The organism is Methylobacterium sp. C1 (genome assembly GCF_001854385.1).
GTDB classification, from domain to species: domain Bacteria; phylum Pseudomonadota; class Alphaproteobacteria; order Rhizobiales; family Beijerinckiaceae; genus Methylobacterium; species Methylobacterium radiotolerans.
This window is the reverse complement of the sequence record NZ_CP017640.1, coordinates 2,130,728-2,153,769: the sequence shown is the minus strand read 5'-3', so window position 1 is coordinate 2,153,769 and position 23,042 is coordinate 2,130,728. Positions and strand designations below refer to the sequence as shown.

24 protein-coding genes are annotated in these 23,042 nt (G+C 68.8%); 17 read left to right on the top strand and 7 right to left on the bottom strand.

Annotated elements, in window-relative coordinates; translation table 11 throughout:
- Positions 1 to 142: 142 nt before the first annotated feature.
- Positions 143 to 1,042 carry a LysR family transcriptional regulator gene (locus BKE41_RS09935; RefSeq protein WP_012318701.1) on the bottom strand — a complete coding sequence of 300 codons (900 nt, stop codon included), beginning with the start codon at positions 1,040 to 1,042 and terminating at the stop codon, positions 143 to 145.
- A gap of 142 nt (positions 1,043 to 1,184) precedes the next feature.
- Here BKE41_RS09935 and BKE41_RS09930 point away from each other — a divergent pair, with 142 nt between their 5' ends.
- The gene (locus tag BKE41_RS09930) at positions 1,185 to 3,347 is read left to right on the top strand and encodes a malate synthase G (RefSeq protein WP_070999271.1); all 2,163 of its coding nucleotides are present in this window, start codon (positions 1,185 to 1,187) and stop codon (positions 3,345 to 3,347) included.
- Between the two features lie 277 nt (positions 3,348 to 3,624).
- Here BKE41_RS09930 and flhB read toward each other — a convergent pair whose 3' ends face one another.
- The 6 genes from flhB to motA all read right to left on the bottom strand — a co-directional run bounded on the left by flhB (position 3,625) and on the right by motA (position 8,458).
- Positions 3,625 to 4,686: a flagellar biosynthesis protein FlhB gene (gene flhB, locus BKE41_RS09925; RefSeq protein WP_024830398.1), complete on the bottom strand. Its 1,062-nt coding sequence runs from the start codon at positions 4,684 to 4,686 to the stop codon at positions 3,625 to 3,627.
- A gap of 104 nt (positions 4,687 to 4,790) precedes the next feature.
- Complete coding sequence (locus BKE41_RS09920) at positions 4,791 to 5,819, bottom strand: flagellar motor switch protein FliG (protein ID WP_070999270.1); 1,029 nt, start codon at positions 5,817 to 5,819, stop codon at positions 4,791 to 4,793.
- A 13-nt stretch (positions 5,820 to 5,832) separates the two neighbouring features.
- A complete protein-coding gene (gene fliN, locus BKE41_RS09915; protein WP_012318697.1) occupies positions 5,833 to 6,225 on the bottom strand; it encodes a flagellar motor switch protein FliN in 393 nt (130 codons plus the stop codon).
- Between the two features lie 94 nt (positions 6,226 to 6,319).
- Positions 6,320 to 6,658: a hypothetical protein gene (locus tag BKE41_RS09910; RefSeq protein WP_106427822.1), complete on the bottom strand. Its 339-nt coding sequence runs from the start codon at positions 6,656 to 6,658 to the stop codon at positions 6,320 to 6,322.
- Positions 6,639 to 7,568 carry a FliM/FliN family flagellar motor switch protein gene (locus tag BKE41_RS09905; RefSeq protein ID WP_012318695.1) on the bottom strand — a complete coding sequence of 310 codons (930 nt, stop codon included), beginning with the start codon at positions 7,566 to 7,568 and terminating at the stop codon, positions 6,639 to 6,641. The genes BKE41_RS09910 and BKE41_RS09905 overlap by 20 nt, the downstream gene beginning before the upstream one ends.
- A 2-nt stretch (positions 7,569 to 7,570) precedes the next feature.
- Entirely contained in the window at positions 7,571 to 8,458 is an 888-nt protein-coding gene (motA, locus tag BKE41_RS09900) for a flagellar motor stator protein MotA (RefSeq protein ID WP_012318694.1), read from the bottom strand.
- 223 nt (positions 8,459 to 8,681) lie between these two features.
- On the opposite strand from motA, the gene BKE41_RS09895 reads away from it, so the two are divergent.
- From BKE41_RS09895 to BKE41_RS09820, 16 genes are all read left to right on the top strand, one after another.
- A complete protein-coding gene (locus BKE41_RS09895; RefSeq protein ID WP_070999268.1) occupies positions 8,682 to 10,100 on the top strand; it encodes a DUF1217 domain-containing protein in 1,419 nt (472 codons plus the stop codon).
- A gap of 1 nt (position 10,101) precedes the next feature.
- Complete coding sequence (gene flgF, locus BKE41_RS09890) at positions 10,102 to 10,842, top strand: flagellar basal-body rod protein FlgF (protein WP_063110208.1); 741 nt, start codon at positions 10,102 to 10,104, stop codon at positions 10,840 to 10,842.
- Between the two features lie 37 nt (positions 10,843 to 10,879).
- Positions 10,880 to 12,199: a flagellar protein export ATPase FliI gene (gene fliI, locus BKE41_RS09885; RefSeq protein ID WP_043073584.1), complete on the top strand. Its 1,320-nt coding sequence runs from the start codon at positions 10,880 to 10,882 to the stop codon at positions 12,197 to 12,199.
- 113 nt (positions 12,200 to 12,312) lie between these two features.
- Entirely contained in the window at positions 12,313 to 13,536 is a 1,224-nt protein-coding gene (locus tag BKE41_RS09880) for a flagellar hook protein FlgE (protein WP_012318690.1), read from the top strand.
- A gap of 23 nt (positions 13,537 to 13,559) precedes the next feature.
- The gene (flgK, locus tag BKE41_RS09875; protein ID WP_070999267.1) at positions 13,560 to 15,017 is read left to right on the top strand and encodes a flagellar hook-associated protein FlgK; all 1,458 of its coding nucleotides are present in this window, start codon (positions 13,560 to 13,562) and stop codon (positions 15,015 to 15,017) included.
- A 3-nt stretch (positions 15,018 to 15,020) separates the two neighbouring features.
- Positions 15,021 to 16,076, top strand: a complete 1,056-nt coding sequence (locus tag BKE41_RS09870) for a flagellar hook-associated family protein (protein WP_012318688.1) — start codon at positions 15,021 to 15,023, stop codon at positions 16,074 to 16,076.
- Positions 16,077 to 16,202: 126 nt separating this feature from the next.
- The gene (gene flaF, locus BKE41_RS09865) at positions 16,203 to 16,523 is read left to right on the top strand and encodes a flagellar biosynthesis regulator FlaF (protein ID WP_245295939.1); all 321 of its coding nucleotides are present in this window, start codon (positions 16,203 to 16,205) and stop codon (positions 16,521 to 16,523) included.
- Positions 16,520 to 16,942, top strand: a complete 423-nt coding sequence (gene flbT, locus BKE41_RS09860; RefSeq protein WP_012318686.1) for a flagellar biosynthesis repressor FlbT — start codon at positions 16,520 to 16,522, stop codon at positions 16,940 to 16,942. Before flaF ends, flbT begins: the two co-directional genes overlap by 4 nt.
- A gap of 36 nt (positions 16,943 to 16,978) precedes the next feature.
- Positions 16,979 to 17,398, top strand: coding sequence for a flagellar hook assembly protein FlgD (gene flgD, locus BKE41_RS09855; RefSeq protein WP_024830404.1), 420 nt, complete (start codon positions 16,979 to 16,981; stop codon positions 17,396 to 17,398).
- A gap of 374 nt (positions 17,399 to 17,772) precedes the next feature.
- Complete coding sequence (fliQ, locus tag BKE41_RS09850; RefSeq protein ID WP_012318684.1) at positions 17,773 to 18,039, top strand: flagellar biosynthesis protein FliQ; 267 nt, start codon at positions 17,773 to 17,775, stop codon at positions 18,037 to 18,039.
- A 135-nt stretch (positions 18,040 to 18,174) separates the two neighbouring features.
- Positions 18,175 to 20,265 carry a flagellar biosynthesis protein FlhA gene (flhA, locus tag BKE41_RS09845; RefSeq protein ID WP_063110210.1) on the top strand — a complete coding sequence of 697 codons (2,091 nt, stop codon included), beginning with the start codon at positions 18,175 to 18,177 and terminating at the stop codon, positions 20,263 to 20,265.
- A gap of 6 nt (positions 20,266 to 20,271) precedes the next feature.
- Positions 20,272 to 21,018 carry a flagellar biosynthesis protein FliR gene (gene fliR / locus BKE41_RS09840; RefSeq protein ID WP_043073567.1) on the top strand — a complete coding sequence of 249 codons (747 nt, stop codon included), beginning with the start codon at positions 20,272 to 20,274 and terminating at the stop codon, positions 21,016 to 21,018.
- A 52-nt stretch (positions 21,019 to 21,070) separates the two neighbouring features.
- Positions 21,071 to 21,532 (top strand): hypothetical protein, encoded by a 462-nt coding sequence (locus tag BKE41_RS09835; RefSeq protein WP_133250868.1) that lies wholly within the window; start codon positions 21,071 to 21,073, stop codon positions 21,530 to 21,532.
- Positions 21,529 to 22,005, top strand: coding sequence for a rod-binding protein (locus tag BKE41_RS09830; RefSeq protein ID WP_012318680.1), 477 nt, complete (start codon positions 21,529 to 21,531; stop codon positions 22,003 to 22,005). The genes BKE41_RS09835 and BKE41_RS09830 overlap by 4 nt, the downstream gene beginning before the upstream one ends.
- Positions 22,006 to 22,043: 38 nt before the next feature.
- Positions 22,044 to 22,379, top strand: a complete 336-nt coding sequence (locus BKE41_RS09825) for a hypothetical protein (RefSeq protein ID WP_012318679.1) — start codon at positions 22,044 to 22,046, stop codon at positions 22,377 to 22,379.
- Between the two features lie 5 nt (positions 22,380 to 22,384).
- Positions 22,385 to 22,834, top strand: coding sequence for a hypothetical protein (locus tag BKE41_RS09820; RefSeq protein WP_024830405.1), 450 nt, complete (start codon positions 22,385 to 22,387; stop codon positions 22,832 to 22,834).
- The last annotated feature ends 208 nt before the right edge of the window (positions 22,835 to 23,042 follow it).

Here is a 23,042-nt window from a genome sequence, read left to right as displayed (position 1 = left end):
GCGCGATTCCGGCCAGCCGGCGCTGCTGGATTGCTTCGCTCCGCTCGCAAGGACGGCGGTGCCGCTCTCATCGACCGGAGAGGGTAGGAGACGCCTATCGGGTGCTCCCTCTCTGCAGGAGCGAGACGCCGCAGCACGCGCCTCACCCCTCCGCCCAGGCCCCGCTCGACCGGTAGGCCTGCTTGAGGAACGCGATGAAGGCCCGCGTCTTGGCCGGCACGAAGGCCCGGCTCGGGTAGACCGCGAAGATGCCCGCCGAGGCCGCCGCCGCGTAGGCCGGCAGCACCACCTCCAGCAGGCCGTCGCGGAGCTCCGCGTGCACGTCCCAGGTGGAGCGCAGCGCGATCCCGAGGCCGCCGATCACGGCCTCGCGCACCACTTCGTTGGAATGGGTGCGCAGCGGCCCCGACGCGCCGACCGTGCAGGGGCCCTCCGGCCCGACCAGCCGCCAGGGATTCTGGTTCTCGGTGGCGAGGCAGACATGGCCGCGCAGGTCCTCGAGGCTCTGCGGCCGCCCGGCCGCGTCGAGGTAGCTCGGCCGCGCGCAGAGGACCCGCTGCACCGGCGCGAGGCGCACCGCCGTCAGCCCGGAACTCTCCAGCGCGCCGACCCGGATCGCGAGATCGTAGCCGCGCTCGACGATCGACTCGAAATCGTCGCTCAGCTCCAGGTTCAGCACGATGCCGGGATGGAGGGCGAAGAAGGCCCTCAGGTGAGGGACGATGTGCAGGCGCCCGAAGGAGCTCGGCGCCGTGACCCGGAGCGTCCCCCGGGCCCGCGTCGCCGTCTGCGACACGAGGCTCTCGGCCTCCGCGATGGCGTCGACGATCGGGGCGATCCGCTCGAAGAAGGCCGCCCCGACATCCGTCGGCGCCACGCGCCGCGTGGTGCGATGCAGCAGGCGCACGGCGAGGCGTTCCTCCAGCCGCTTCAGCCGCTTCGAGACCACCGCAACCGACAGGCCGAGTTCCGAACCGGCCTGAGTGAGGCTGCCGGTGCGGACCACCCGGGCAAAGATCTCGAGGTCGCTCTGGTCGCGCATTCTCAACGCTGCGGAAAAAATCAAATCCCTTTTGCCGCCTTTCTCGCGGATGCCAAGCGATCTATCGAGGGGAAATCAAAAAATTTTCACGGCGCGTTCGATTTTTTCTGACGCGCGGGCCCACGCATCCCAGAGGATCGCCATGTCGAATCTCGTCGTCGCCGAGGATCTCCGCACCTTCCTGTCCGAGGAGGCGCTGCCGGGGACCGGCCTCTCGGCCGACCAGTTCTGGTCGGGCTTCGCCGCGATCGTCCGCGATCTCGCACCGCACAACAGGGCGCTGCTCGACCGGCGGGACGGCCTCCAGGCGGACATCGATTCCTGGCACCGCGACCATCGCGGCGAGCCGCACGACCCGGTGGCCTACGCGGCCTACCTGACGCGGATCGGCTACCTGCAGCCGGAGCCCGCGACCGTGCGGGTGACCACCGAGAACGTGGACGCGGAGATCGCCGCGATCGCCGGGCCGCAGCTCGTGGTGCCGATCTCCAACGCCCGCTACGCGCTCAACGCCGCCAATGCCCGCTGGGGCAGCCTCTACGACGCCCTCTACGGCACCGACGCGATCCCGCAGGACGGCGACCGCGCGCCCGGCACCGGGTTCAACCCGGCCCGGGGCGCCGCGGTGGTGGCCCGGACCAAGGCGTTCCTCGACGCGATCGCGCCGCTCAGCGTCGGCTCCTGGGCGGATGCCGTGGGTTTCTCGGTGACGGACGGCCGCCTCGCCATCGACCTCGGCGCCGGCCGCAGCGCCGGCCTGACCGGCTCGGCCACCTTCGCGGGCTTCACCGGCGACGCCGCGGCGCCGACCGCGCTCCTGCTGCGCCACAACGGCCTGCATATCGAGATCGTCATCGACCGCGCGAGCCCGATCGGACGCACCGACCCAGCCGGCATCGCCGACGTGGTGCTGGAGGCCGCCCTCTCGACCATCATGGACATGGAGGATTCGGTGGCGGCCGTGGACTCGGCCGACAAGGTCGCGGTCTACCGGAGCTGGCTCGGCCTGATGCGCGGCGACCTCGTCGCCACCCTGTCCAAGGGCGGCCGCACGATCGAGCGGCGGCTCGCCGCGGACCGGACCTTCACGGCCCCCGACGGCGGGCGCCTGACCCTGCCGGGCCGGTCGCTGATGCTGGTCCGGCATGTCGGCCACCACATGTACACCGACGCGGTGACCCTCGACGGCGCCGAGATTCCCGAGACGATCCTCGACGCGGCGGTCACCGCGCTGATCGCCCTGCACGACCTGAAGGGCACCGGTCCGCTCCGCAACAGCCGGACCGGCTCGGTCTACATGGTCAAGCCCAAGCTGCACGGCCCCGACGAGGTCGCCTTCGCGGTCGAGCTGTTCGGCCGGGTCGAGGCACTGGTCGGACTCGCGCCGCGGACGCTCAAGATCGGCGTCATGGACGAGGAGCGGCGCACGACGCTGAACCTCAAGGCGGCGATCGCGGCGGCGGCGGACCGGCTGTTCTTCATCAACACGGGCTTCCTCGACCGGACCGGCGACGAGATCCACACCTCGCTGGAGGCCGGCCCCGTGGTCCGCAAGGACGCCATGAAGGCGACCGCCTGGATCAAGGCCTACGAGGACGGCAACGTCGATGCCGGCCTCGCCTGCGGCCTGCCGGGCCACGCCCAGATCGGCAAGGGCATGTGGGCCGCCCCCGACCGGATGGCCGCGATGCTCGACGCCAAGGGCGCCCACCCGGAGGCGGGCGCCAACACCGCCTGGGTGCCGTCGCCGACGGCCGCGACGCTCCACGCGCTCCACTACCATCAGGTGGATGTCCGCGCCCGCCAGGCGGCGCTCGCCGGCCGGGCGCCCGCGACCCGCGCCGCCATGCTGACCCTGCCGCTCGCCGCGGGCGCGCTCGCGCCGGAGGCGGTGCGGGAGGAGCTCGACAACAACTGCCAGGGAATCCTGGGCTACGTGGTCCGTTGGGTCGACCAGGGCGTCGGCTGCTCCAAGGTGCCGGACATCCACGAGGTCGGGCTGATGGAGGACCGCGCCACCCTGCGGATCTCCAGCCAGCACATCGCCAACTGGCTGCGCCACGGGATCGTGGATCGCGCGCAGGTCGCCGCCGCCCTGCGGCGGATGGCCGAAACCGTCGATCGCCAGAACGCCGGCGACCCGGCCTACCGGCCGATGGCCCCGGGCTTCGACGGGCCGGCCTTCCGCGCCGCCGAGGCCCTGGTCTTCGAGGGCGCCGGCCAGCCGAACGGCTACACCGAGTTCGTGCTGCACCGGTTCCGCCGGGAGGCGAAGCGCCTGGACGCCCCCGTTCGGGCGGCCTGAGGCCGCTCCCGGATCCCGGGCGCGCCCCGGGATCCGCCCCGGCGGGATCGCTGAGGCCTGCGCCCCGGCGGCCCGGCGAGCCAGTCGACGGCCTGCGAACTCCGCAATCCCGCGCAGCGGATCTGCGCGTGGAGCGGCATCGTGTCCGGCGCGTCGCCCTTCCGCCGCGTCCGGCCTCTGCTCCGCAGCCCTGTCGCGCAGGCCCGCCGAGGTCCGCAGCCCCTGCCGGCCGGGACGGGCCCGACCCGTCGACGACGTGCCGACACCGCCACGCCGGTCAGCGGCGTTTGCGCGTCATCACGTAGACCAGCAGGTTCGCCACCGCCCGGTAGAATTCCGCCGGGATCGCCTGGTTGATCTCGACATGGTCGTACATCGCCCGGGTGAGCGCCTTGTCGACGACGACCTCGATCCGGTGCTTCTCGGCGATCTCGCGGATGCGCAGGGCGATCAGGTCCGCCCCCTTGGCCAGCACCATCGGGGCATCGTTCTCGCTCTGGTCGTAGCGCAGCGCGATCGCGTAGTGCGTCGGGTTCGCCAGGATCATCGTGGCGCGGGGCACCGCCGCCATCATCTGCTTGCGCAGCCGGTCCTGCGCCAGCGAGCGCATCTTCGCCTTCACGAGCGGATCGCCCTCGAGCTGCTTGAACTCGTCCTTCACCTCCTGCCGCGACATCCGCAGATCGCGCTGCCAGCGCAGGCGGGTCCAGACCAGGTCGCCGGCGACCAGCGCGATCGTCGCGACGCTGACGGCCGAGACGAGGCGCACCGACAGGGTCAGCAGGAATTCGGGCAACCCGACTGGATCCACGAACATGACATTGACGATCTCGTGGCGGTCCGCGTGCAGGACCATGTAGGACATGCCGCCGATCGCGAAGAACTTGAACAGACTTTTCCCGAACTCGATGAATCCCTGCAGACTGAAGAGCCGATTCCAGCCGGTGACGGGGGAGATGCGGGACCATTTCGGCTGAATGCGATCGATCACGACGCGCGGTGCATTCTGGAAGATCGAGGCGGTGATGCCGGCCGCGAGGAGGATGATCAGGACCGGCAGCAGGAACCGGCCCATCTCCAGGGCGAGGGCGTGGACGAGGCGCATCGCGTCGTGGCGCGTCTCCACGCTGAAGTTGCGCGGCTGCTCCAGGATCAGCGCGAGCCTCTGGACGAAAGGCAGCCCCTGATCCCGCGCCAAGAAGACGAGGAAGATCAGCAATCCCAGGATGGAGGCGAAGACGGGCGCTTCCCGCGAGAACGGCGTGTTGCCCTCCGCGATCGCGTCGCTGATCTTCTTCTCGCTCGCCGCCTCGGTCTTGCTCTCCCTGTCCTCAGACATCGCGGCGGCCCGATCTCCGGCCGCCCACGGCACCGCGCCGACCGGCCCGGCGGGACGTGTCCGTCGGACCGGAACCTCGGAGCCGTCCTCGACCGGGGACGGCGCTAGCGGAAGTAGGTCTCATCCGAGTCGGCCGGGGTGAGTTCGATCTCGCCGCGCGCCGCCATCTCCAGCGCCTGGTCGGTGATCGCGCGACGCGCTTCGAGCACGTCCCGCTGCGGGGCAGGCTCGCCCCCCTCCAGCTCGTGCTCGACGAGGCGCCGGGCGCGGGCGGTCAGCGCGCTGAGCACGACGTTCCGCAACGGCCCGTTCGTGCCCTTCAGGGCGAGGATGACCTTCTCGTGCGGGACTTGGTCGAACAGCGTCGTCCGCGCCCGCGGCGTCATGTGGATGATGTCGTCGAAGGTGAAGAGCAGGCTCTTCAGGATCTCGGCCGATTTCGGCCGCGTCTGCGTGAGGTTGTCCAGGACCTCCTCCATGCTCTGGCGCTCCATCTTGTTGACGATGTCGGCCATGCGCGAATGGGTATCCGCCGCGGCATTGCGCGCCAGGTTGATCATGAAGTCCTCGTGGATCGTCTGCTCGATCATCTTCATGGTCGCGTCGACGATCGGCTTGAACGTCAGCATCCGCCGCATGATGCCGTTGCGCAGCGGGGCCGGCAGCTGCGCCATCACCTTGGCGGCGCAGGCCGGCTTGACCTTGGACAGCACCAGCGCCGCGGTCTGAGGGTGCTCCTTGATCAGGTAGCCCGCCAGGGCGGTCTCGGATCCGTTGGAGATGCGGTCCCAGATCGAGCGCTCCCCGCTGCCGAGCACGTCGGCCATGATGTCGGCGATCTGCTCGGGGGGCAGCACGCCCTCGAGCAGCTTCTCCATCTCTCGGGCGGTGCCGATCAGGTTCGCACCGTCGGCGAAGAACGCGGCCAGCTGCTCGACGATGACCTCGAGCTGCGGCCTCGGGACGGGCCCGAGCTGCGAGACCGCCCGGGTGATCTGCTTCAGCTCACCGGTGTCGAAGTACTTGACCAGTCGACTCGCCGAGCCCTTGTTCATCGCGATGAGGACGGCCGCGACTTCCTCGGCGGGCGTGAGAACCTTCCGACCAACCTTGGTCACGGAGCCTGCGGCCATGGTGTCCGCCCCGTCAGCCGTTGGCATCGGCCGCAGCGGGGCCGACGATCTCGGTCAGGGAGACGCCGAAGCGCGAGTTGTCATCCTCGACGACGACGACCTCGCCGCGGGCGATGACGCGGCCGTTGACCACGACGTCGACCGGTTCGCCGACGCGGTGATCCAGGGGTACGATCGCGCCGCGTCCCAGCTTCATCAGGTTGGAGACCGGCATCGTGGCCGAGCCGAGGACCACCTGCATCAGGACCGGGATCCGCAGGATCGAGTCGAGGTTCCGGCCGCTGCCCAGGCGCTCGTCGTGCACCCGCTGCCCTTCGGCCTGGGCCTCGATCCGCGTGAACAGGCTCTCGCTGTGACCGCCTCCCTGTCCGGACTCGGTACTCGGTTGTTCTGAGGGGGATGACATCAAGCGCTCCTCGGGGAAGGGATGGCCCACCGCACGGCACCGCCGGGTCCGGCGATCGCGGGGGCAACGGGTGTGGCGCCGCCGGCGGAAGGCGTCAGGCGCTCGTCAGGCGGCCTCCGACCGCGGCGTCGGACGGGGCGGCCGCGTGCGCGGGAGCCGTCAGCCGGTCCCGCTCGGCCCGCAATTCGGCCAGGGCCGCCTTGGCGTGCTCGATCTCGCGGCTGAGATCTTCGAGGACCACGCGCCCGTCCTGGGCGAAGGACTGGACGGCGTTGCTCGCGCCGACCAGAGCCGAGGCGCTCCAATCGACCATGTCCCGGTATTGCGCGTGATAGCGGTCCAGCCGCTTCAGCCGCATGTACATCGGAACGAGGCAGGCCGTCGTCGCGACGAGAGCGGCGAACAACAGGGCCTCAGCGAGCGAGAACATCATCGATAAACTCCTGATCCTGATCGATGAAGTGGTCCACGCGCAGGACGATGGCGCCATCCTCCTGCCCGACATCGCACCAGAACAGATCACGGTCGTTCCCGACGAGCTTGACGCGGCTCCGCGGCGTGGCCCGCAACTCCAGGACCTGCCCGACCGCGAGATCGGCGATCTCGCCCAGCGCGAGAGGCTTCTCCTCCAGGATCGCCTTCAGGGTGACGGGGGTCTTCTGCACCTCGCCCGCGATCTGCCGGGTCCACCGGGAATCCCTGGCCGAGGTCTCGCCCACCAGGATCCGGGCCAGGCTCTGGCGCATCGGGTTGAGGACGGATTGCGGGATGACGATGAACATCTCGCCGCCGCGGTTGAGCGCCTGGAGCAGGAATTTCGCCGCGACCGCCTGGTTGTTCCGGCGTCCGATCACCGCGAAGTCCATCCGCAGCTCCGTCCGCTCGAGCTTGAACGGCGTGTCCGCCACCAGCGCGAAGGCGGATTGCACCGCCCGGCCGACCTGCTCGAACAGCCGCTGGGCGATCCGCATCTCGATGTTGGAGAACGAGCGCTCCTCGTCGAGGGGCGGCTCCGAGCCGTCGGATCCGAGCAGGACCTCGACCATCGTGAAGATGAAGTCGCGGTCGAACCCGACCAGGATGTGACTGTCCCATTCCGGCGCCTGGAAAATGCCGGCGATCGCGTTCGACTCGTAGGGTTCGAGGATGTCGCCGAAGCGCTGGCTCTCGACGTTGCTCAGCGAGAAATAGACCGGAGAGGCCGCGAAGTGCCGGAGCTGGTCCGCACAGAAGGTCGCGACCCTGTCGAGGATCACGTGCAGCATCGGCAGGCGCTCGAGGGACAGGCCCGCCGCATCCAGCAGCCGGTCCCGGATGTCGTTGACGACTTGTTGCCGGTCCATCGTCAAGCCGCCTCGCGCAGGACGGTCTCGCCGCGCGGCGAGGCCGTCATCGTCGCGTCCTCGACCTCGTCGATGGTCGGCCTGTTGGCAGAGGTGATCGCCTTGCGCCCGTACTCGACGGCGATCTGCGGCAGGGCGCCGTTCATGTAGGCCAGCAGGGTCTGCTTCACGATGATGTAGAGCCGCGCCTGCGATTCGCGCGTCGCCTTGATCTTGTTGGCGACCGGCGCGACCACCGTGTACGAGACGAAGATGCCCGTGAACGTGCCGACCAGCGCCGAGCCGATCAGGCTTCCCAGAAGCGCGGGCGACTGATCGAGCGCGCCCATCGCCTTCACGATCCCGAGGATCGCCGCGACGATGCCGAGGGCGGGCAGGCCGTCCGCCGTGATCATCAGCGCGTTGTACACCTTCAACTTGTCGCGCCGGTGCGTGGCGATCTCCTCCTCCATCAGCGCCTCGACGTCGTAGGGGCGCGCGTTGCCGATGATGATCAGGCGCACGTAGTCGCAGATGAACAGGGTCAGCGCCGGGTCCCGCGCTGCGCGCGGGTAGGCCTTGAAGATCTCGGATTCGCCGGGACGCTCCAGATGGCCCTCGACCTCGTTGCGCGGCTTCGAGCGCACCTCCCGGGTCAAGGCGAACAGAAGACCGAGAAGTTCGAGGTAATCCTCCCGCCTGGGAACGCGCGCGAAGACGGCGTCCCTCAGCGCGCTGCCGGTGTCCAGCACCACGCCGGCGGGATTGGCGACGATGAACGCGCCGATCGCGGCCCCGCCGACGATGATGAACTCGAATGGCTGCCAGACCACGGTCAGGTGGCCGCCGAGAGCCCAGAAGCCGCCGCCCACGCTGGCCGCCGCGATCAGTAAGCCGATGATTACACCCACGCGGCGCCTCGATGTCGTAACGGTTGATCCGTCAGGCCGTAGACCGCCATGCTTGCGCAGGGCTGGAGCCTGACCGCTGCGCCGCCCCGAAGCTCTCGGAGCGGCACGGGCAAGGTCCGGACAAGCTCCGGGCCTTAGGAAGCACCGAGATGCCGCGTGTTCACCGACACCAACGCACCGCCGTCGCACGATCCCGCAGGCGCGCGAAATCTGGAGACGATGCATGTCTTCCACCTATATGGACTACACGCTCATATCCCGGGATATCGCGAAGTCCCTGAAGAACAAGGCGGCCGAGCGCGCGGTCGCGAACGACACGAAGTACTTCTCGGAGCACATCGGCGACGTCACGTCAGTCGACGACTTCATCGGAAACGCGCGGCTCTTCAATTTCGCCATGCGCGCCTTCGGTCTCGAGGACATGGCCTACGCCAAGAGCTTCATGAAGAAGGTTCTCCTCGGGGAACCCGACGCGAACGGGCACGTCCTGGTCGACCGGCTGCAGGACACGCGGTACAGGGACTTCGCGAACGCCTTCAACTTCCGGTCCTACGGTGACGACCCCAGCAAGCCGAAGACATTCGACAATCCTGAAGTCGAGGCCATGCTCGAGTCCGTCGGCGCCAACAAGACGGTCGACCAGCAAAAACTGGCCTACGACAGTCAGACCGGCCGGGATACACAGTACATTTCCGATTTCGCGGCTTATGTGACCTCCGTGGACGATATCGTCTCGGATCCCAAGCTCTCGTCGATCGTCCGCGCGACGGTGGGGCTGCCGCCCGCCTCCGAGACGGCGGATCCCGCCACACAGGCCGCGGAGATCGCGAGCAAGTTCGACGCGGCGACCTTTCAGAATCCGGCGGCCGTGGACGCGTTCATCGACGAGTACCTGGCGATGCGCAAGGAAGGGCGGAAGGCGATCATCGACCCCTATTTCCGACCCTCCGGGACCTACGCCAACTCGGATGCGGAGACCGAGAAACTGGCCGCCTACTTCCGAGCCAAGGCGAGCACGCTCCAGACCGCTCAAGACATCGTCGCCGACACGACACTGACCGACATCGTCTGGAGCACCCTCGGTCTTCCCGCGACGAGCGCCTCGAAGGATCCGAAGGCCCAAGCGGCCCTGATCGCGAAGAATCTCGACGTCGCGTCGCTTCGGGATCCGAGGACGCTCAGCCAGTTCATCGACCGGTTCAAGGATGCGCGCGTCGCGGCCCGCTCCGCGACGGTCGACGCCTATGTCCGTCAGACACTCGAGGATGACGCGGGCGCGCAGGACCAGGGCACGCGGCTGGCGCTCTACTTCAAGCGCCAAGCCGGGACCATCAAGTCCATCTACGGCATCCTGGCGGACAAGGCCCTGGCCGAGGTCGTCCGGACGACGCTCGGTTTCCCGGCCGAGATGGCGCGGAGCGACCTGGATTCGCAGGTCGCTCAGATCAGCAGGAAGCTCGACATCACGACCTTCCAGGACCCGGAGAAGCTCAACCGCTTCATCAGGCGCTTCACCATCATGTGGGACGCCAAGAACGACACGGCGGCACAGCCCGCACTCTCACTGTTCGGCGGAGCCGACGGCGGCTTCGACACCGGTGTCCTGCTCAAGCTGCAATCCATCCGGCTCGGGGGCCACTGACATGCAGTCGTCGCTCTACGTCACGCTGTCCGCCCAGATGGCGCTCGAGCAGCGCCTGAACACGGTGGCCGCCAACGTCGCCAATCTCGGGACGGTCGGGTACCGGGCGGAAGAGGTGAAGTTCGAGACAATCCTGTCCCAGGCGGGTCACCGCGACGTCGCCTTCGCGACGCCGGGCGAGACGTTCCTCTCGCGCAAGGCCGGCCCGCTGATCAAGACGGATTCCCCGCTCGATGTCGGCCTTCAGGGCGACGGCTGGCTGGCCGTGCGCGGGCCGCGGGGCATGGTCTACACGCGGGACGGCCGCATGCAGGTCACGGCCGCCGGCGACCTTCAGGATCTCGACGGGCGCGCCATCCTGGATCCCGGCGGGTCGCCGCTGACCGTCGACCCGGAAGGGCCGCCGCTCACGATCGGCCAGGACGGGATCGTCTCCCAGGGCACCAACCAGATCGGGGCGCTCGGCGTGTTCCGGCTGGACCCCGCCGCGAAGCTGACGCGCGTCGCCGGCGGCGCGGTGGCGTCCGACCTTCCGGGCCGGCCGATCCTCGACTTCAACCAGCGCGACGAGACGACGGTCCGGGTCCAGCAGGGCTTCCAAGAGGGCGCCAACGTCAATCCGGTCATGGAGATGTCGCGGCTCATCGAGATCACGCGCGCTTTCCAGAGCGCGGCGGCCGCGGTGGCGGAATCGGAATCGTCGCTGCAGGACGCCATCCGCGGCCTCGGCCCGACCGCGTGAGCCGCCCTCGCTCCCGTCCTTACCTCCGGGAAACCGCATGAACGCCCTCGACCGCGTCGCCGCCATGCTGGGGCGTCGGGACGATCCCCCCCTCATCCGGATCGGCGGGTCGGTCAGGGAGATCGGCGCGGGCCATTGCCGGATCCGCATCGCCGTGCCGCTCCTGAGACTCGGCGACCGCATGCGGATCGAGGCCGCGGGCCGCGAGATCGACGGCGAGGTTGTGCGGATCGACGAAGATGGCGTGATCCTCAAGCCGTTCGAGGGCCGGATCGAGGCCGGCCTGGGGGCGCCGGCCTACCGGGTGCCGACCTCCGGAGCTCGGCCCTGCGAGGCGTGGAAGGACCGGGTCGTCAACGCCCTCGGGACACCGATCGACGGGAAGGGGGATCTTCCGACGGGCGCGCGGGCGATGCCGCTGGACGCGGACCCGCCGCCCGCGATGGCGCGGTCGCGGGTGGACAGCCCGCTCCGGACCGGCGTGCGGGCGATGGACCTGTTCACGCCGCTCTGCGCGGCCCAGCGGATCGGCATTTTTGCCGGCTCAGGGGTCGGGAAGACGACGCTGCTCTCCATGCTCGCCCGCTGCTCGGGGTTCGACGCCGTCGTCGTCGCCCTGGTGGGCGAGCGCGGACGCGAGGTGCGGGAGTTCCTCGAGGGCCCGATGCGGGAGAGCCGGTCGCGCGCGGTCGTCGTCGTCGCGACGGGCGACGAGAGCCCGATGATGCGTCGGCAGGCCCCGAAGCTCGCCTTCGCGGTCGCCGAGTATTTCCGGGACCAGGGCCAGTCCGTCCTGCTCGTGCTCGATTCGGTGACGCGCTTCGCCCATGCCGCCCGCGAGGTGGCGCTGGCCGCCGGCGAGCCGCCCGTTGCGCGGGGCTACCCGCCGAGCGTGTTCGGCGATCTGCCGCGCCTGCTGGAGCGGGCCGGTCCCGGCCTGGACGGGGGCGGGGCGATCACCGGACTCTTCTCGGTGCTGGTCGACGGGGACGACCACAACGATCCCGTGGCCGACAGTATCCGCGGAACCCTCGACGGACACATCGTCCTCGACCGGGCCATCGCCGACCAGGGCCGCTACCCGGCGATCGACGTGCTCGGCTCGATCTCCCGCCTCGCCGACCGCGTCTGGACCGAGCAGCAGCGCCAGCTCGTGCGCATGCTCAAGAGCCTGATCGCGCGTTACGAGGATTCCCGGGATCTGCGCCTGATGGGCGGCTACCATGTCGGGGCCGACCCGGAGCTGGATCAGGCGGTCGCCCTGGTCCCGAAGATCTACGACGCCCTGCGGCAGGACCCGACCGATCCGCAGAGCCTCGACGCCTTTCTAGATCTCGCAACCGCGCTGCGGAGCTGATCGAGAGCCGAGCCCCGGGCGCCCGCGGCAGACCGAAATCCGGCGCCGAAAGCTTCGGGCAAGCGAGCCCTGCTCTGAGTAACGCGACGGTTTCGGATGAGAGGATCCTCGCCATGGGCCTGTATGGTGTGCTGCACGCCGGTGTTTCCGGCATGAACGCGCAGTCCAACAGACTGGGAACAGTTGCCGACAACATCCAGAATCAGAACACGACCGGGTACAAGCGCGCGTCGACGGAGTTCTCGTCGCTCCTGATCGACCCCAGCCCCGGATCATACGATGCGGGATCCGTCGACACGGTGGTCCGGCACAGGATCAGCGAAGAGGGCACCGGGACCGCCACGAACTCGCCGACGGATCTCACCATCAAGGGCAACGGCTTCTTCGTGGTGAAGGACGGGTCCGGACGATCCTATCTGACCCGGGCCGGAAACTTCGTGGTCGACGGGCAGACGGGCGATCTCGTCAATGCCGCCGGCATGCGCCTCCAGGGCTACAGCCTGGCGAATGGCGAGCCGAGCGTGTCGCTGAACAGCTTCGACGGGATGATGAACGTCAACGTGGCGAAGCTGGCGATGAAGACGAGCCCGTCCACGGCCGGGACGCTCGAAGGCAACCTGTTCAGCGACACCCCGATCGCGACCAACCCGCCGGGCTACTCGCTGAAGAGTTCGATCACGACCTACGACAATCTCGGCCACCCCTTCAAGGCCGATCTCTACTTCGCCAAGACGGCCAACAACACGTGGCAGGTCACGGCCTACGATGCCAGCTTGCCGGGGAACTATCCCGGAACACCGCTCGGGGGGCCGACGACGCTGACCTTCAACGCGTTCGGCCAGATCGCGGGCGCGCCGAAGCTGAACTTCACCGTCCCGAACGGGCAGCCCTTCACCCTCGACCTGTCGCCGCTGTCGCAGGTGGCGGACGTCGCACAGGTCAGCGACATCAAAGCCCGGTCCGTCAACGGAAACGCGGCCAGCGCCGTCGAGGGCGCCGACATCGACACGGACGGCACGGTCTACGCGATCTACAGGGACGGATCGCGCCGCGCGGCCTTCCGGATCCCGGTGGCGAGCGTCGGGAGTCCGGACAATCTGACTCCCCGTGCCGGCAACGTCTTCGACGTCAACCCCGAATCGGGGCCGGCGCAGATCGGCTTCGCCAATGTCGGCGGCCGCGGCCACATCCAGTCGAAGATGCTCGAGAACTCGACCGTCGATCTCGGCAACGAGCTGGCGACGATGATCGAGGCGCAGACGACCTACGGCGCCAACTCGAAAGTCTTCCAGACCGGCTCGGAGATGCTCGAGCTTCTCGTCAACCTGAAGCGCTGAAGCCGGACTAGGGGACGATCGAGATGGGCCTCTCCGTTGCACTCAACGCCGCGCGCGGCTCCCTGCAGGCGAACGCGATCCAGACGGACGTGGTCTCGCGCAACGTCGCGGGCGCCTACGATCCCTCCTACTCGCGCAAGATCGCGTCAGTGATCACGACGGACGGCCCGGTCCGGGTCGTCATCAACCGCGCCAGCAGCACGGCCCTGTTCGACCGGATGATGGGCAGCACCTCGGAACTCGCCGGTTATCAGGCGGTTCTGGACGGCCTCACGAGCCTGGAGGACACGGTCGGCGACACGGATGCGGGCCGGTCCATCGCCGCCAAGGTGGGCGCCCTGAACATCGCCCTGGGCGATGCCGCCGGCGAGCCCAACGACATCAATCTGGCGAAGGCCGCCGTGGCGGCGGCCCGGGACCTGGCGCGCGCCCTGAACCAGGCGAGCAGCAAGATCCAGGCAACGCGCCTGAATGCCGATCACGAAATTCGGACTTCCGTCACGACGATCAACGACCTGCTCCGAAAGTTCGACGCCGCCAACAGTGCTGTCGTCCTCGGGACCGTGCGGGGCGAGGATATCAGCGACGCCCTGGATAACCGCGACAAGATCCTCGCCCAGCTCTCGCAGGAGATCGGCATCAGCACGATCGTCCGCGAGAACAACGACATGGCGATCTATGCCGATAACGGGTCGCCCCTGTTCGAGCGCGGGCCCCGGACGGTCACGTTCGAGTCGACAGCGGCCTTCGTCCCGGGAACGGCCGGCAAGGCGGTCTTCGTCGACGGCGTGCAGGTGACCGGCCACGGGTCCGTCATGCCCCTGCAGACCGGTCGCATCGTGGGACAGATGACCGTCCGCGACGACCTCACGGTCACGTACCAGAAGCAGCTGGACGCGATCGCCGGCGGGTTGATCGCCGCCTTGGCGGAAACCGACAGCACGTCGCTGGGCGGCACGCCGCTGGCAGGGCTGCTCACCTATCCGGGGGGCCCCGCCCTTCCCGCCGCGGGGACGGTGGGGCTGGCCGGCACGATCCGCGTCAACCCGGCCGCCGATCCCGAGCAGGGCGGCAACCCGTTCATCCTGCGCGATGGCGGCATGAACGCGGGCCCGCAATACGCCTACAACACCACGAATGCGGCGGCCTTCGCCGAACACCTCAGGGCCCTCCGCGCCGCCCTGGGCGCGGAGCGGACGTTCCTGCCGGACTCGGAACTGCCGCACGCGGCCACGCTGCAGGTGGCCGCGGAGACCTCGGCGAGCTGGCTCGAGGCCACCCGGCAGGGCGCATCGAAGCAGGTGGACCGGGAATCCGCGCTCCTGGACAGCGCGTCGACCGCCCTCTCGAACGCCACCGGCGTGAATCGCGACGACGAGGTGGCGACGATGCTTCAGCTCGAGAAGTCGTACGCGGCGTCCGCGAAGCTGATCGCGACGGTCAACGCGATGCTCCAATCCCTTCTCGATGCCGTGAGATAAGCCATGAAGACCAGCTACATCTCGACTGCGACGCTCTGGAACTCGCCCCGCTCCCATTCGGCGCGCCTGCAGGCCGAGATCGCGAAGGCCAACGTCGAGATGGACAATGATGGCCGGTTCGCCGATGTCGGCCTGGAGCTCGGCCACAAGACCGGCCTCGATCTCGACCTCCGCCAGGCGGTCGACGACCTGAAGGCCCAGCAGAGCCGGAACAAGTTGACCACCCTGCGCCTCACGGCGACGCAGGAGGCGCTCAATCAGATCCGCGCGGACGGCGAGTCCTTCCTGGCGCTGGTCGCGCCCGGGAAGCCGTTCGCCAGCAGCGGCGCCGAGCTCGCTCAGGGCGCCGCGGCGCGGCTCTCCGCCCTGACCGGGCACCTGAACACGTCGGTGGCGGGGCAGGCCCTGTTCGCCGGGATCAACACCGATCACCGCCCGATCGCCGACTCGCAGACCGGCCTGCCCCCGGCCGCGAAGTCGGCGTTCGACACCGCGTTTCAGACCGCCTTCGGCTTCCTGCCGGGGACGTCACCGGACGCCCTCAACATCACCGCCGCGCAGATGCAGGCGTTCCTCGACGGCCCCGCCGCCGCCCTGTTCGCCGACCCTCAGTGGGGCGCGACCTGGTCGTCCGCCTCCAACGTGAACATCCGCAGCGAGCTCGGCGGCACCGAGACGGCGGAGACCTCCGTCAACGCCAACGTCCAGACCGTTCGGCAGCTCGCTCAGCTGTACACGCTCGGATCCCAGATCGGGCTCTCCAGCCTCGCGCCGGAAACCCAGTCGGCCGTGTTCGACAAGATGCGCAACCTGGCCGGCGTCGCGACCTTCGGCCTGACGCAGATCCAGGCCGATCTCGGCACCGTCCAGGCGCGGATGAAAGGCATCGACACCCAGCTCGATGCCAAGATCAAGGGCCTGACCCTCGGCTACCGGTCGTTCGAGGACGTCGACCCCGTCGAGCTGAAGACGCGCCAGAGCAATCTGCAGACTCAGCTCCAGATATCCTACAGCCTGACGAACGAACTTCGGAAGATGAACCTTATCGATTACGTCTGAACGGCGGAGATAGCGCGCGACGTGTCCGCTATTTCAGGGCTCGTCCGCCTCTCAAGTCATCGCGGGAAACAGAGGGCAAGGTCGGCAATGTACGGGGCGTCTTACGCGGAAGCCTACCGGGAAACCATGGGCGATTCCCCGGCCATCGGCCGCGAGCGCGAGCGCGAGGCGTTCGATCGCGCGATCGAGCTGATGAAGCGGGCGGACGCCGCAGAGGCCTCGGCGGAGCTGCGCTGGGAGGCCACGAGCTTCCTCCAGCGCCTCTGGAGCATGCTCATCGATGATCTCGCCAACCCCGCCAACAGCCTTCCCCCGCAATTGCGCGCGGACCTGATCTCGATCGGCCTCTGGAACATGAGCCGGAGCGACCAGATCGTCCGCGGCGACGCGTCCGGCTTCGAGCCCCTGATCTACGTCAACACCCTGATCCGCGATGGTCTTCGATGAGCCGCTCCATCAATCTCAGCCTGCGGGGCCGCGAGCGCATCTTCATCAACGGCGCTGTCCTGCGAGTTGACCGCAAGGTCACGATCGAGTTGCTCAACGACGCCACGTTCCTGCTCGAGGCGCACGTCCTGCAGGCCGAGCAGGCGACGACACCGATCCGCCAGCTCTACTTCATCGCGCAGGCCATGCTGATCGATCCGCGCAACGCGGACCGCGTCCGCCAGGCCTACGACAAGGTGGACAGCGCAATTCTCGATCAGGCCCGCGACGACGATGTCGTGACCGGACTGGCGGCCGCGCGAACGTTCCTCGACACGGGCCGCCCCTTCGAGGTGCTGCGGATCCTGCGCGGCCTGTTCGAGCCCGACACTTCGCAAGTCCCCGATCGGACAGGCGTCCTCACGCATCAGGTTGCGTGAGGGCGCCCCGGAACGCATCCCGCACGGAGAGCCAACATGTCCCTGCCGATTGCCAGCACCACAACCCCGGACGCGTCGACGAAGGCAGCGGCCCGCACCACAGCTGCGCCGGCCGCGACGACAGCGACGCTCAATTACGACAACTTCCTGAAGCTCCTGCTCGCGCAGATGAAGAACCAGAACCCGACCGACCCGATGAAATCGACGGATTACATGGCCCAGCTGGCGACGTTCTCGCAGGTCGAGCAGAGCGTCAACATGAACAGCAAGCTCGACGCGCTGCTCACCTCCTCGACCCTGTCTCAGGCCGGCGGCCTCGTCGGCCACACCGTCACCTCGGCCGACAAGACACTGACCGGCACCGTCGTCTCGGTCGAGGTGGCCAGCAACGGCCTGCTGGCGCATCTCGATAACGGCAAGGACGTCCGGTACGAGCCGGGCATGACGGTGTACTAGCCGGCCCTCCCCACGCCGGCGGCCCGGTCGGTCGGGATGCACGCCGGAACGCGGCCCGACGCGCGGCCGGCATCATTGACGGCCGCACCTTGTCGACGCGCCTCCGGGACGGATCGGCGCGGGGCCGACGTGAGGCACGGGATCCGCTTCCCGTCCGCGGCGTCGCGTTGTGCATCGGCCTCCACATCCGACGGGCAGAACGGTGGGCCCCGCGGTCGCTGCGCGGACCATGCCGTCGCCGGTGAGGCCTTCCCCCTCGTGAGGGCGGGATCGCTCGCACGTCGATGGCGGCTCCCGCTCCAGCGGGAGCGCGGGCTCCCCGAGGCTGCCGATCCCGGCACGCGAATCACCGCCTTCCTTCACCGATCGGCCCCATGAACGAGATCGACGCCCTCGAGCTGGTCCGCTCCGCGATCTGGACCATCATCGTCGCCTCCGGGCCGGCCGTCGGGGCGGCGATGGTCGTGGGCATCCTCATCGCCCTGTTCCAGGCGCTGACACAGATCCAGGAAGTCACCCTGACCTTCGTCCCGAAGATCGTTGTGGTCCTGATCGTGATGATCGTGACCGGCTCCTTCGTCGGCGGCCAGATCTACGCGTTCACCGAGATGGTCTACGGCCGGATCGTCTCGGGGTTCTGAGCGGCCGCCCCGGTCGCGCGGCGGCCCACGAACCGAGCCGGCGGAGCCCGGCGGCGAGCGCCCGCCACGGCCGGCGCAATCCAGGCGCAAGCTTGGTGATCCAGAAGCACAGGCGATACGGAGAGGGGTGAGAGCGTGGCAGCGGCCGTACAAGCGCTCGCGCCGGAGGGCAGAGTTCGGCGGGATATCTGGTTCGCGGTCGGGATCATCGCGATCCTCGCGGTCCTGTTCCTGCCTGTGCCGGCGGTGCTGATCGACATCGGACTGGCGCTGTCCATCGCCCTGTCCGTGCTGATCCTGATGGTGGCGCTCTGGATCCAGAAGCCGCTCGAGTTCTCGTCGTTCCCGACGATCCTGCTGATCGCGACCCTCCTGCGCCTGGCGCTGGGGATCGCGACGACCCGGCTGATCCTGTCGAACGGCGATGCCGGCATCGACGCCGCCGGCCACGTCATCCAGGGCTTCTCGCAGTTCGTCATGAGCGGCGACTTCGTGATCGGCCTGGTGGTCTTCGCCATCCTGATCACCGTGAACTTCCTGGTGATCACCAAGGGCGCGACCCGCATCGCCGAGGTCGGCGCCCGCTTCACCCTGGACGCGATCCCGGGCAAGCAGATGGCGATCGACGCGGATCTCTCGGCCGGCCTCATCGACGACAAGGAGGCGCAGCGGCGGCGGCGCGAGCTCGAGGAGGAGAGCGCGTTCTTCGGCTCCATGGACGGCGCCTCGAAATTCGTGCGCGGCGAGGCGATCGCGAGCCTGATCGTCATCGCGGTCAACATCTTCGGCGGCATCATCATCGGCGTCACCCGCCACGGCCTGCCGCTGGCCAAGGCGGCCGACGTCTTCACCAAGCTCTCGGTCGGCGACGGTCTGGTCTCGCAGATCCCCGCGCTGATCGTGTCGCTCGCCGCGGGCCTGCTGGTCTCCAAGGGGGGCACCCGCGGCACGGCCGAGCAGGCGGTCCTCGGGCAGCTCGGCGCCTATCCGCGGGCGCTGTTCGTGGCCGCCGGGCTGATGCTGGTCTTCGCGATCCTGCCCGGGATGCCGTTCGTGCCCTTCGCGGTCCTGAGCGTCCTGATGGGCACGATCGCCTACCTGATTCCCCGGCGCCTCGCCGAGGTGCAGTCGAAGGCCGACGCCGAGGCGCGGGCGAAGGAGCGGCAGCTCCTCCTGGAACGCCAGGACAGCGAGGCCGTGAAGGAATCGCTGAAGACCGCCGAGATCGAGCTCCGCCTCGGCAAGCACTTGGCGGTGCAGATGCAGCCCGCACAGCAGGAGCTCGCCCACCGGGTCGGCCGGATGCGGCGGAAATTCGCCCAGCAATACGGGTTCGTGGTTCCTGAGATCCGGCTCGTCGAGTCGGCCACCGTCCCGAGCAAGAGCTACGAGATCGCGATCCACGGGACCGTCATCGCCGCGCAGCAGGTCCGTCCCGGCGAGATGATGATCGTCGTGGGCGACGGGCCGCTGCCGACCGTGACCGGCGAGGAGGTGCGCGAGCCGGCCTTCGGCATGCGGGCCGTGTGGGTGCCGGACGCCTACGCGCCGGAGGCCCGGCGCGAGGGCTTCAGCCCGATCGACTGGCACGCCGTCATGCTGACCCATGTCAGCGAGGTCATCCGCAACAACCTGCCGCAGCTGCTCTCCTACAAAGATATGCGGATGCTCATCGACCGCCTGGATGCCGAGTACAAGCGGCTGGTCGACGAGATCTGTCCGTCGCAGATCTCGTATTCGGGCCTGCAGGCCGTGCTCAAGCTGCTGCTCGCCGAGCGGGTCTCGATCCGGAACCTGCACCTGATCATCGAGGCCGTCGCCGAGATCGTCCCGCACGCGCGGCGGGCGGAGCAGATCGCCGAGCATGTCCGCCTGCGGATCGCCCAGCAGATCTGCGGCGATCTCGCCGAGAACGGGGTCCTCCACGTCCTGCGGCTCGGCAGCCGCTGGGATCTCACCTTCCATCAGGGACTCAAGCGCGACGCCAAGGGCGACGTGGTCGAGGTGGATATCGATCCGCGCCTGATCGAGCAGTTCGGCGTCGAGGCCTCGGAGGCGATCCGCACCCACATGAAGACGGCGCACCGATTCGCCCTGGTCACCGCGCCGGAGGTCCGCAGCTACGTGCGGATGATCATTGAGCGGCTGTTCCCGACGGTCGCGGTCCTGTCGCACGTGGAGATCGCGCGCGGGGTCGAGATCAAGTCGCTCGGCACGATCTCCTGACAGCCGATGAGTCCCGACACGATCCTGGGCGTCTTCGTCATCTTCTGCCGTGTCGGCGGCTGCCTGCTGGTCGCTCCGGGACTCTCCAGCGCGCGGGTGGCGCCGCGCATCCGCCTGCTCGTCGCCCTGACCGTGACCCTCGCGGTGGCGCCGCTGCTGCTGCCGAGATTCGGCGCCGGGCTGCGCGACGCCGCGCCGGTCGACACCCTGTGGTGGATCGGGTGCGAGACGCTCACGGGCCTCGCGATCGGCTTCTTCGGCCGGTCCTTCTATTTCGCCCTCGAGACGTTGGCGAGCGGCGTGGCGACGATGATCGGCCTCGGGGGCATTCCGGGGAATCCGGTGGCCGATACCGAGGCCGCCTCCCTCGCCGGGTCGCTGATCGTGATGGCCGCGACGATCCTGGTCTTCGCCCTAGACCTGCACTGGGAACTCTTCCGCGGGCTGATCGCCTCGTACGACCGGATCCCGCCCGGACATCCCTTCGGATCGCGGCTGATGCTGGCCGGCCTGGTCGATCGGATCGGGGCGGCCTTCGCCATGGCCCTGCGCGTGACGAGCCCGTTCATCATCTATTCCGTGATCGTGAATCTCGCCCTCGGACTCGCCAACAAGCTCACGCCGCAGATCCCGGTCTTCTTCATCGCCACACCCTTCATCCTCTTCGGCGGCCTCGTGATCCTCCTGTTCCTCTCGAATGATCTGCTCGGGCAGTTCATCCTCGACTACGAACACTGGCTCAGACGAGGCTGACATGCAGACACGGCTCCGCCGGGCGAGGCGCCTCGTCCGCCTGCAGGATCGGATGCACCGGCTCGCCGAGCGGGAGCTGGCCGTCGCGGAGCACCGGGTTCGAGCGGCCGACGCGGCCCAGCAGGACCTGATCCGCGCGTTGAACGAGGCCTCGGACTTTCACGAGCCGATCCGGGCCACCGCGGTGGGTCGCCTGAAATCCCTGGCGGTGGCGGCCCAGGATCTGCGCGCGGAGCGGGACGCCTCCGCGCAGCGGCTTCGCGAACGCGCCACCCAGCACAAGCGCACGGCGCTGTGGGTCGAGCGCCTGGAGGCCGCGCACCGGCACCACGCGGAGCGGCGGGATTGGGCCGAGCGGCTCGATCTCCTGACCGCGCCGGAGGCAAGCCTCCGACCAGCCAGGCCGGCTAGCGTGACGAACGAACCAAGTCCCCGCGCACCCGCGACGATCTCGGCCGCGTCCGAAGACCGAATCCGTCGCGGCGTCGCCACACCGGATATGACCGCGCCGTGAGCGTCCAACCACCCTCCGATATCGTCCTCGACGTCGCGCGCGCCGCCGATCCGGCCCGCTATCAGTCCGCCGTCACCAAGCTCACGCAGGCGTCGCCCGGAACCTTCGCGGACGCCCTGGGGACCGCCGCGGGCTCCCGGACGGGGGTCCCGATCGCGCCGCAGCCGAGCGCCGACACCGTGCTGACGCGCTTCCGGACGGCCGCGACGCTCCCGGCCCCGCGGGCGAAGGGCAGTCCCGCCGAGCAATTCGAGGCCTTCGTCCTGCAGAGCTTCGTGGAATCCATGCTTCCCCAGGGCGCGTCGGCCGTCTTCGGCAAAGGCAATGCCGGGTCGATCTGGAAGTCGATGCTGGCCGAGCAGCTCGGCGCCCAGCTCGCGAAAGCCGGGGGAATCGGCATCGCCCGGATGATCGATGCCGCGCATCCCGAGGCGGGCAGGGCGCCCGCCGCCGCGCGGATACCGGCCGCCTAGGCCGGTCCCCCCCGGCTCCCCCTTCGAGGACAAGGATCATGCTGCTGTCGTCTCTCAACCGCCTTGAGGCAACGATCGACGCCGAGACCACCGCGCTCACGGTGCACGATCTGCGGGATCAGGACGAGTTCAACCGCCGCAAGAGCCAGAGCCTGGTGGAGTTCGCGCGCCTCGGGCGGGCCGTCGACGCGGCGAACCTCAGTGCCGCCGAGATCGACGGCCTGGAACGGGTCCGCGCCAAGCTCCGGCGCAATCACGAGCTCCTGGGCATCCACCTGCGCGCCATGCAGGAAGTCTCGGATATCGTCGCGACGATGATCCGGAGCGCGGAATCCGACGGCACCTACTCCGCCGCCCTGCGCTACCAGGAGTGATCCGGGTGACCCGTATCGTCTTCACCGGTCTCTGGATCTGCGCGATCACGGTCCTGTCCAGCTTCGCGGTCATTGCCTGGATGCCGGACCTGCCGAAGCCGAAGGCCGAGGAGTACCTCGAGGGCTTGACCTATCAGAAGCTGCGTCCCCTCAACATCCCGATCATCGCCGACGGCGCGGTCCAGGGCTACATCCTCGCCACGATCATCTTCACGGCCGAGGCCCAGCTGATCAAAGGGGCGGGCGTGACGCCGGCACCGTTCGTGATGGACGAGTCCTTCCGTCAGATCTACGAGGACACGGACCTCGATTTCCGCAATCTCAAGAAATACAATATCGATAAACGCCTGGACGAGATCAAGCGTCGGGTCAACGAGCGCCTGGGCTCCGAGGTCGTGAAGGACGTGATGGTCGAGAACTTCAACTTCGTGACCAAGAAGGATATCCGCAGCTAGGGCGCCTGCCGTCGGCAGGGACACCCCGCCGGTGCCTCCGCGAGCGCGGCTCTGCCGACCTGGATGGCGGTTCGGCGCGCACGCCTCGCGAGCCCCCGGCCAGGCGCGCGGCAGCGCCGTCCGGGCCCCGGACGGCTCGCGCGGGCCGCCGAGGGTCGGCCCGGGGCCTCCGGCCGTGCCGGTTTCGAGCCGCCGTGACCGGTTGAGC

What these genes read in the sequence shown, in the direction of transcription:
- BKE41_RS09935 (WP_012318701.1), bottom strand. Translation starts at nt 1,042, where the DNA reads ATGCGCGACCAGAGCGACCTCGAGATCTTTGCCCGGGTGGTCCGCACC.
- BKE41_RS09930 (WP_070999271.1), top strand. Translation starts at nt 1,185, where the DNA reads ATGTCGAATCTCGTCGTCGCCGAGGATCTCCGCACCTTCCTGTCCGAG.
- flhB (WP_024830398.1), bottom strand. Translation starts at nt 4,686, where the DNA reads ATGTCTGAGGACAGGGAGAGCAAGACCGAGGCGGCGAGCGAGAAGAAG.
- BKE41_RS09920 (WP_070999270.1), bottom strand. Translation starts at nt 5,819, where the DNA reads ATGGCCGCAGGCTCCGTGACCAAGGTTGGTCGGAAGGTTCTCACGCCC.
- fliN (WP_012318697.1), bottom strand. Translation starts at nt 6,225, where the DNA reads ATGTCATCCCCCTCAGAACAACCGAGTACCGAGTCCGGACAGGGAGGC.
- BKE41_RS09910 (WP_106427822.1), bottom strand. Translation starts at nt 6,658, where the DNA reads ATGATGTTCTCGCTCGCTGAGGCCCTGTTGTTCGCCGCTCTCGTCGCG.
- BKE41_RS09905 (WP_012318695.1), bottom strand. Translation starts at nt 7,568, where the DNA reads ATGGACCGGCAACAAGTCGTCAACGACATCCGGGACCGGCTGCTGGAT.
- BKE41_RS09895 (WP_070999268.1), top strand. Translation starts at nt 8,682, where the DNA reads ATGTCTTCCACCTATATGGACTACACGCTCATATCCCGGGATATCGCG.
- flgF (WP_063110208.1), top strand. Translation starts at nt 10,102, where the DNA reads ATGCAGTCGTCGCTCTACGTCACGCTGTCCGCCCAGATGGCGCTCGAG.
- fliI (WP_043073584.1), top strand. Translation starts at nt 10,880, where the DNA reads ATGAACGCCCTCGACCGCGTCGCCGCCATGCTGGGGCGTCGGGACGAT.
- BKE41_RS09880 (WP_012318690.1), top strand. Translation starts at nt 12,313, where the DNA reads ATGGGCCTGTATGGTGTGCTGCACGCCGGTGTTTCCGGCATGAACGCG.
- flgK (WP_070999267.1), top strand. Translation starts at nt 13,560, where the DNA reads ATGGGCCTCTCCGTTGCACTCAACGCCGCGCGCGGCTCCCTGCAGGCG.
- BKE41_RS09870 (WP_012318688.1), top strand. Translation starts at nt 15,021, where the DNA reads ATGAAGACCAGCTACATCTCGACTGCGACGCTCTGGAACTCGCCCCGC.
- flaF (WP_245295939.1), top strand. Translation starts at nt 16,203, where the DNA reads ATGGGCGATTCCCCGGCCATCGGCCGCGAGCGCGAGCGCGAGGCGTTC.
- flbT (WP_012318686.1), top strand. Translation starts at nt 16,520, where the DNA reads ATGAGCCGCTCCATCAATCTCAGCCTGCGGGGCCGCGAGCGCATCTTC.
- flgD (WP_024830404.1), top strand. Translation starts at nt 16,979, where the DNA reads ATGTCCCTGCCGATTGCCAGCACCACAACCCCGGACGCGTCGACGAAG.
- fliQ (WP_012318684.1), top strand. Translation starts at nt 17,773, where the DNA reads ATGAACGAGATCGACGCCCTCGAGCTGGTCCGCTCCGCGATCTGGACC.
- fliR (WP_043073567.1), top strand. Translation starts at nt 20,272, where the DNA reads ATGAGTCCCGACACGATCCTGGGCGTCTTCGTCATCTTCTGCCGTGTC.
- BKE41_RS09835 (WP_133250868.1), top strand. Translation starts at nt 21,071, where the DNA reads ATGCACCGGCTCGCCGAGCGGGAGCTGGCCGTCGCGGAGCACCGGGTT.
- BKE41_RS09825 (WP_012318679.1), top strand. Translation starts at nt 22,044, where the DNA reads ATGCTGCTGTCGTCTCTCAACCGCCTTGAGGCAACGATCGACGCCGAG.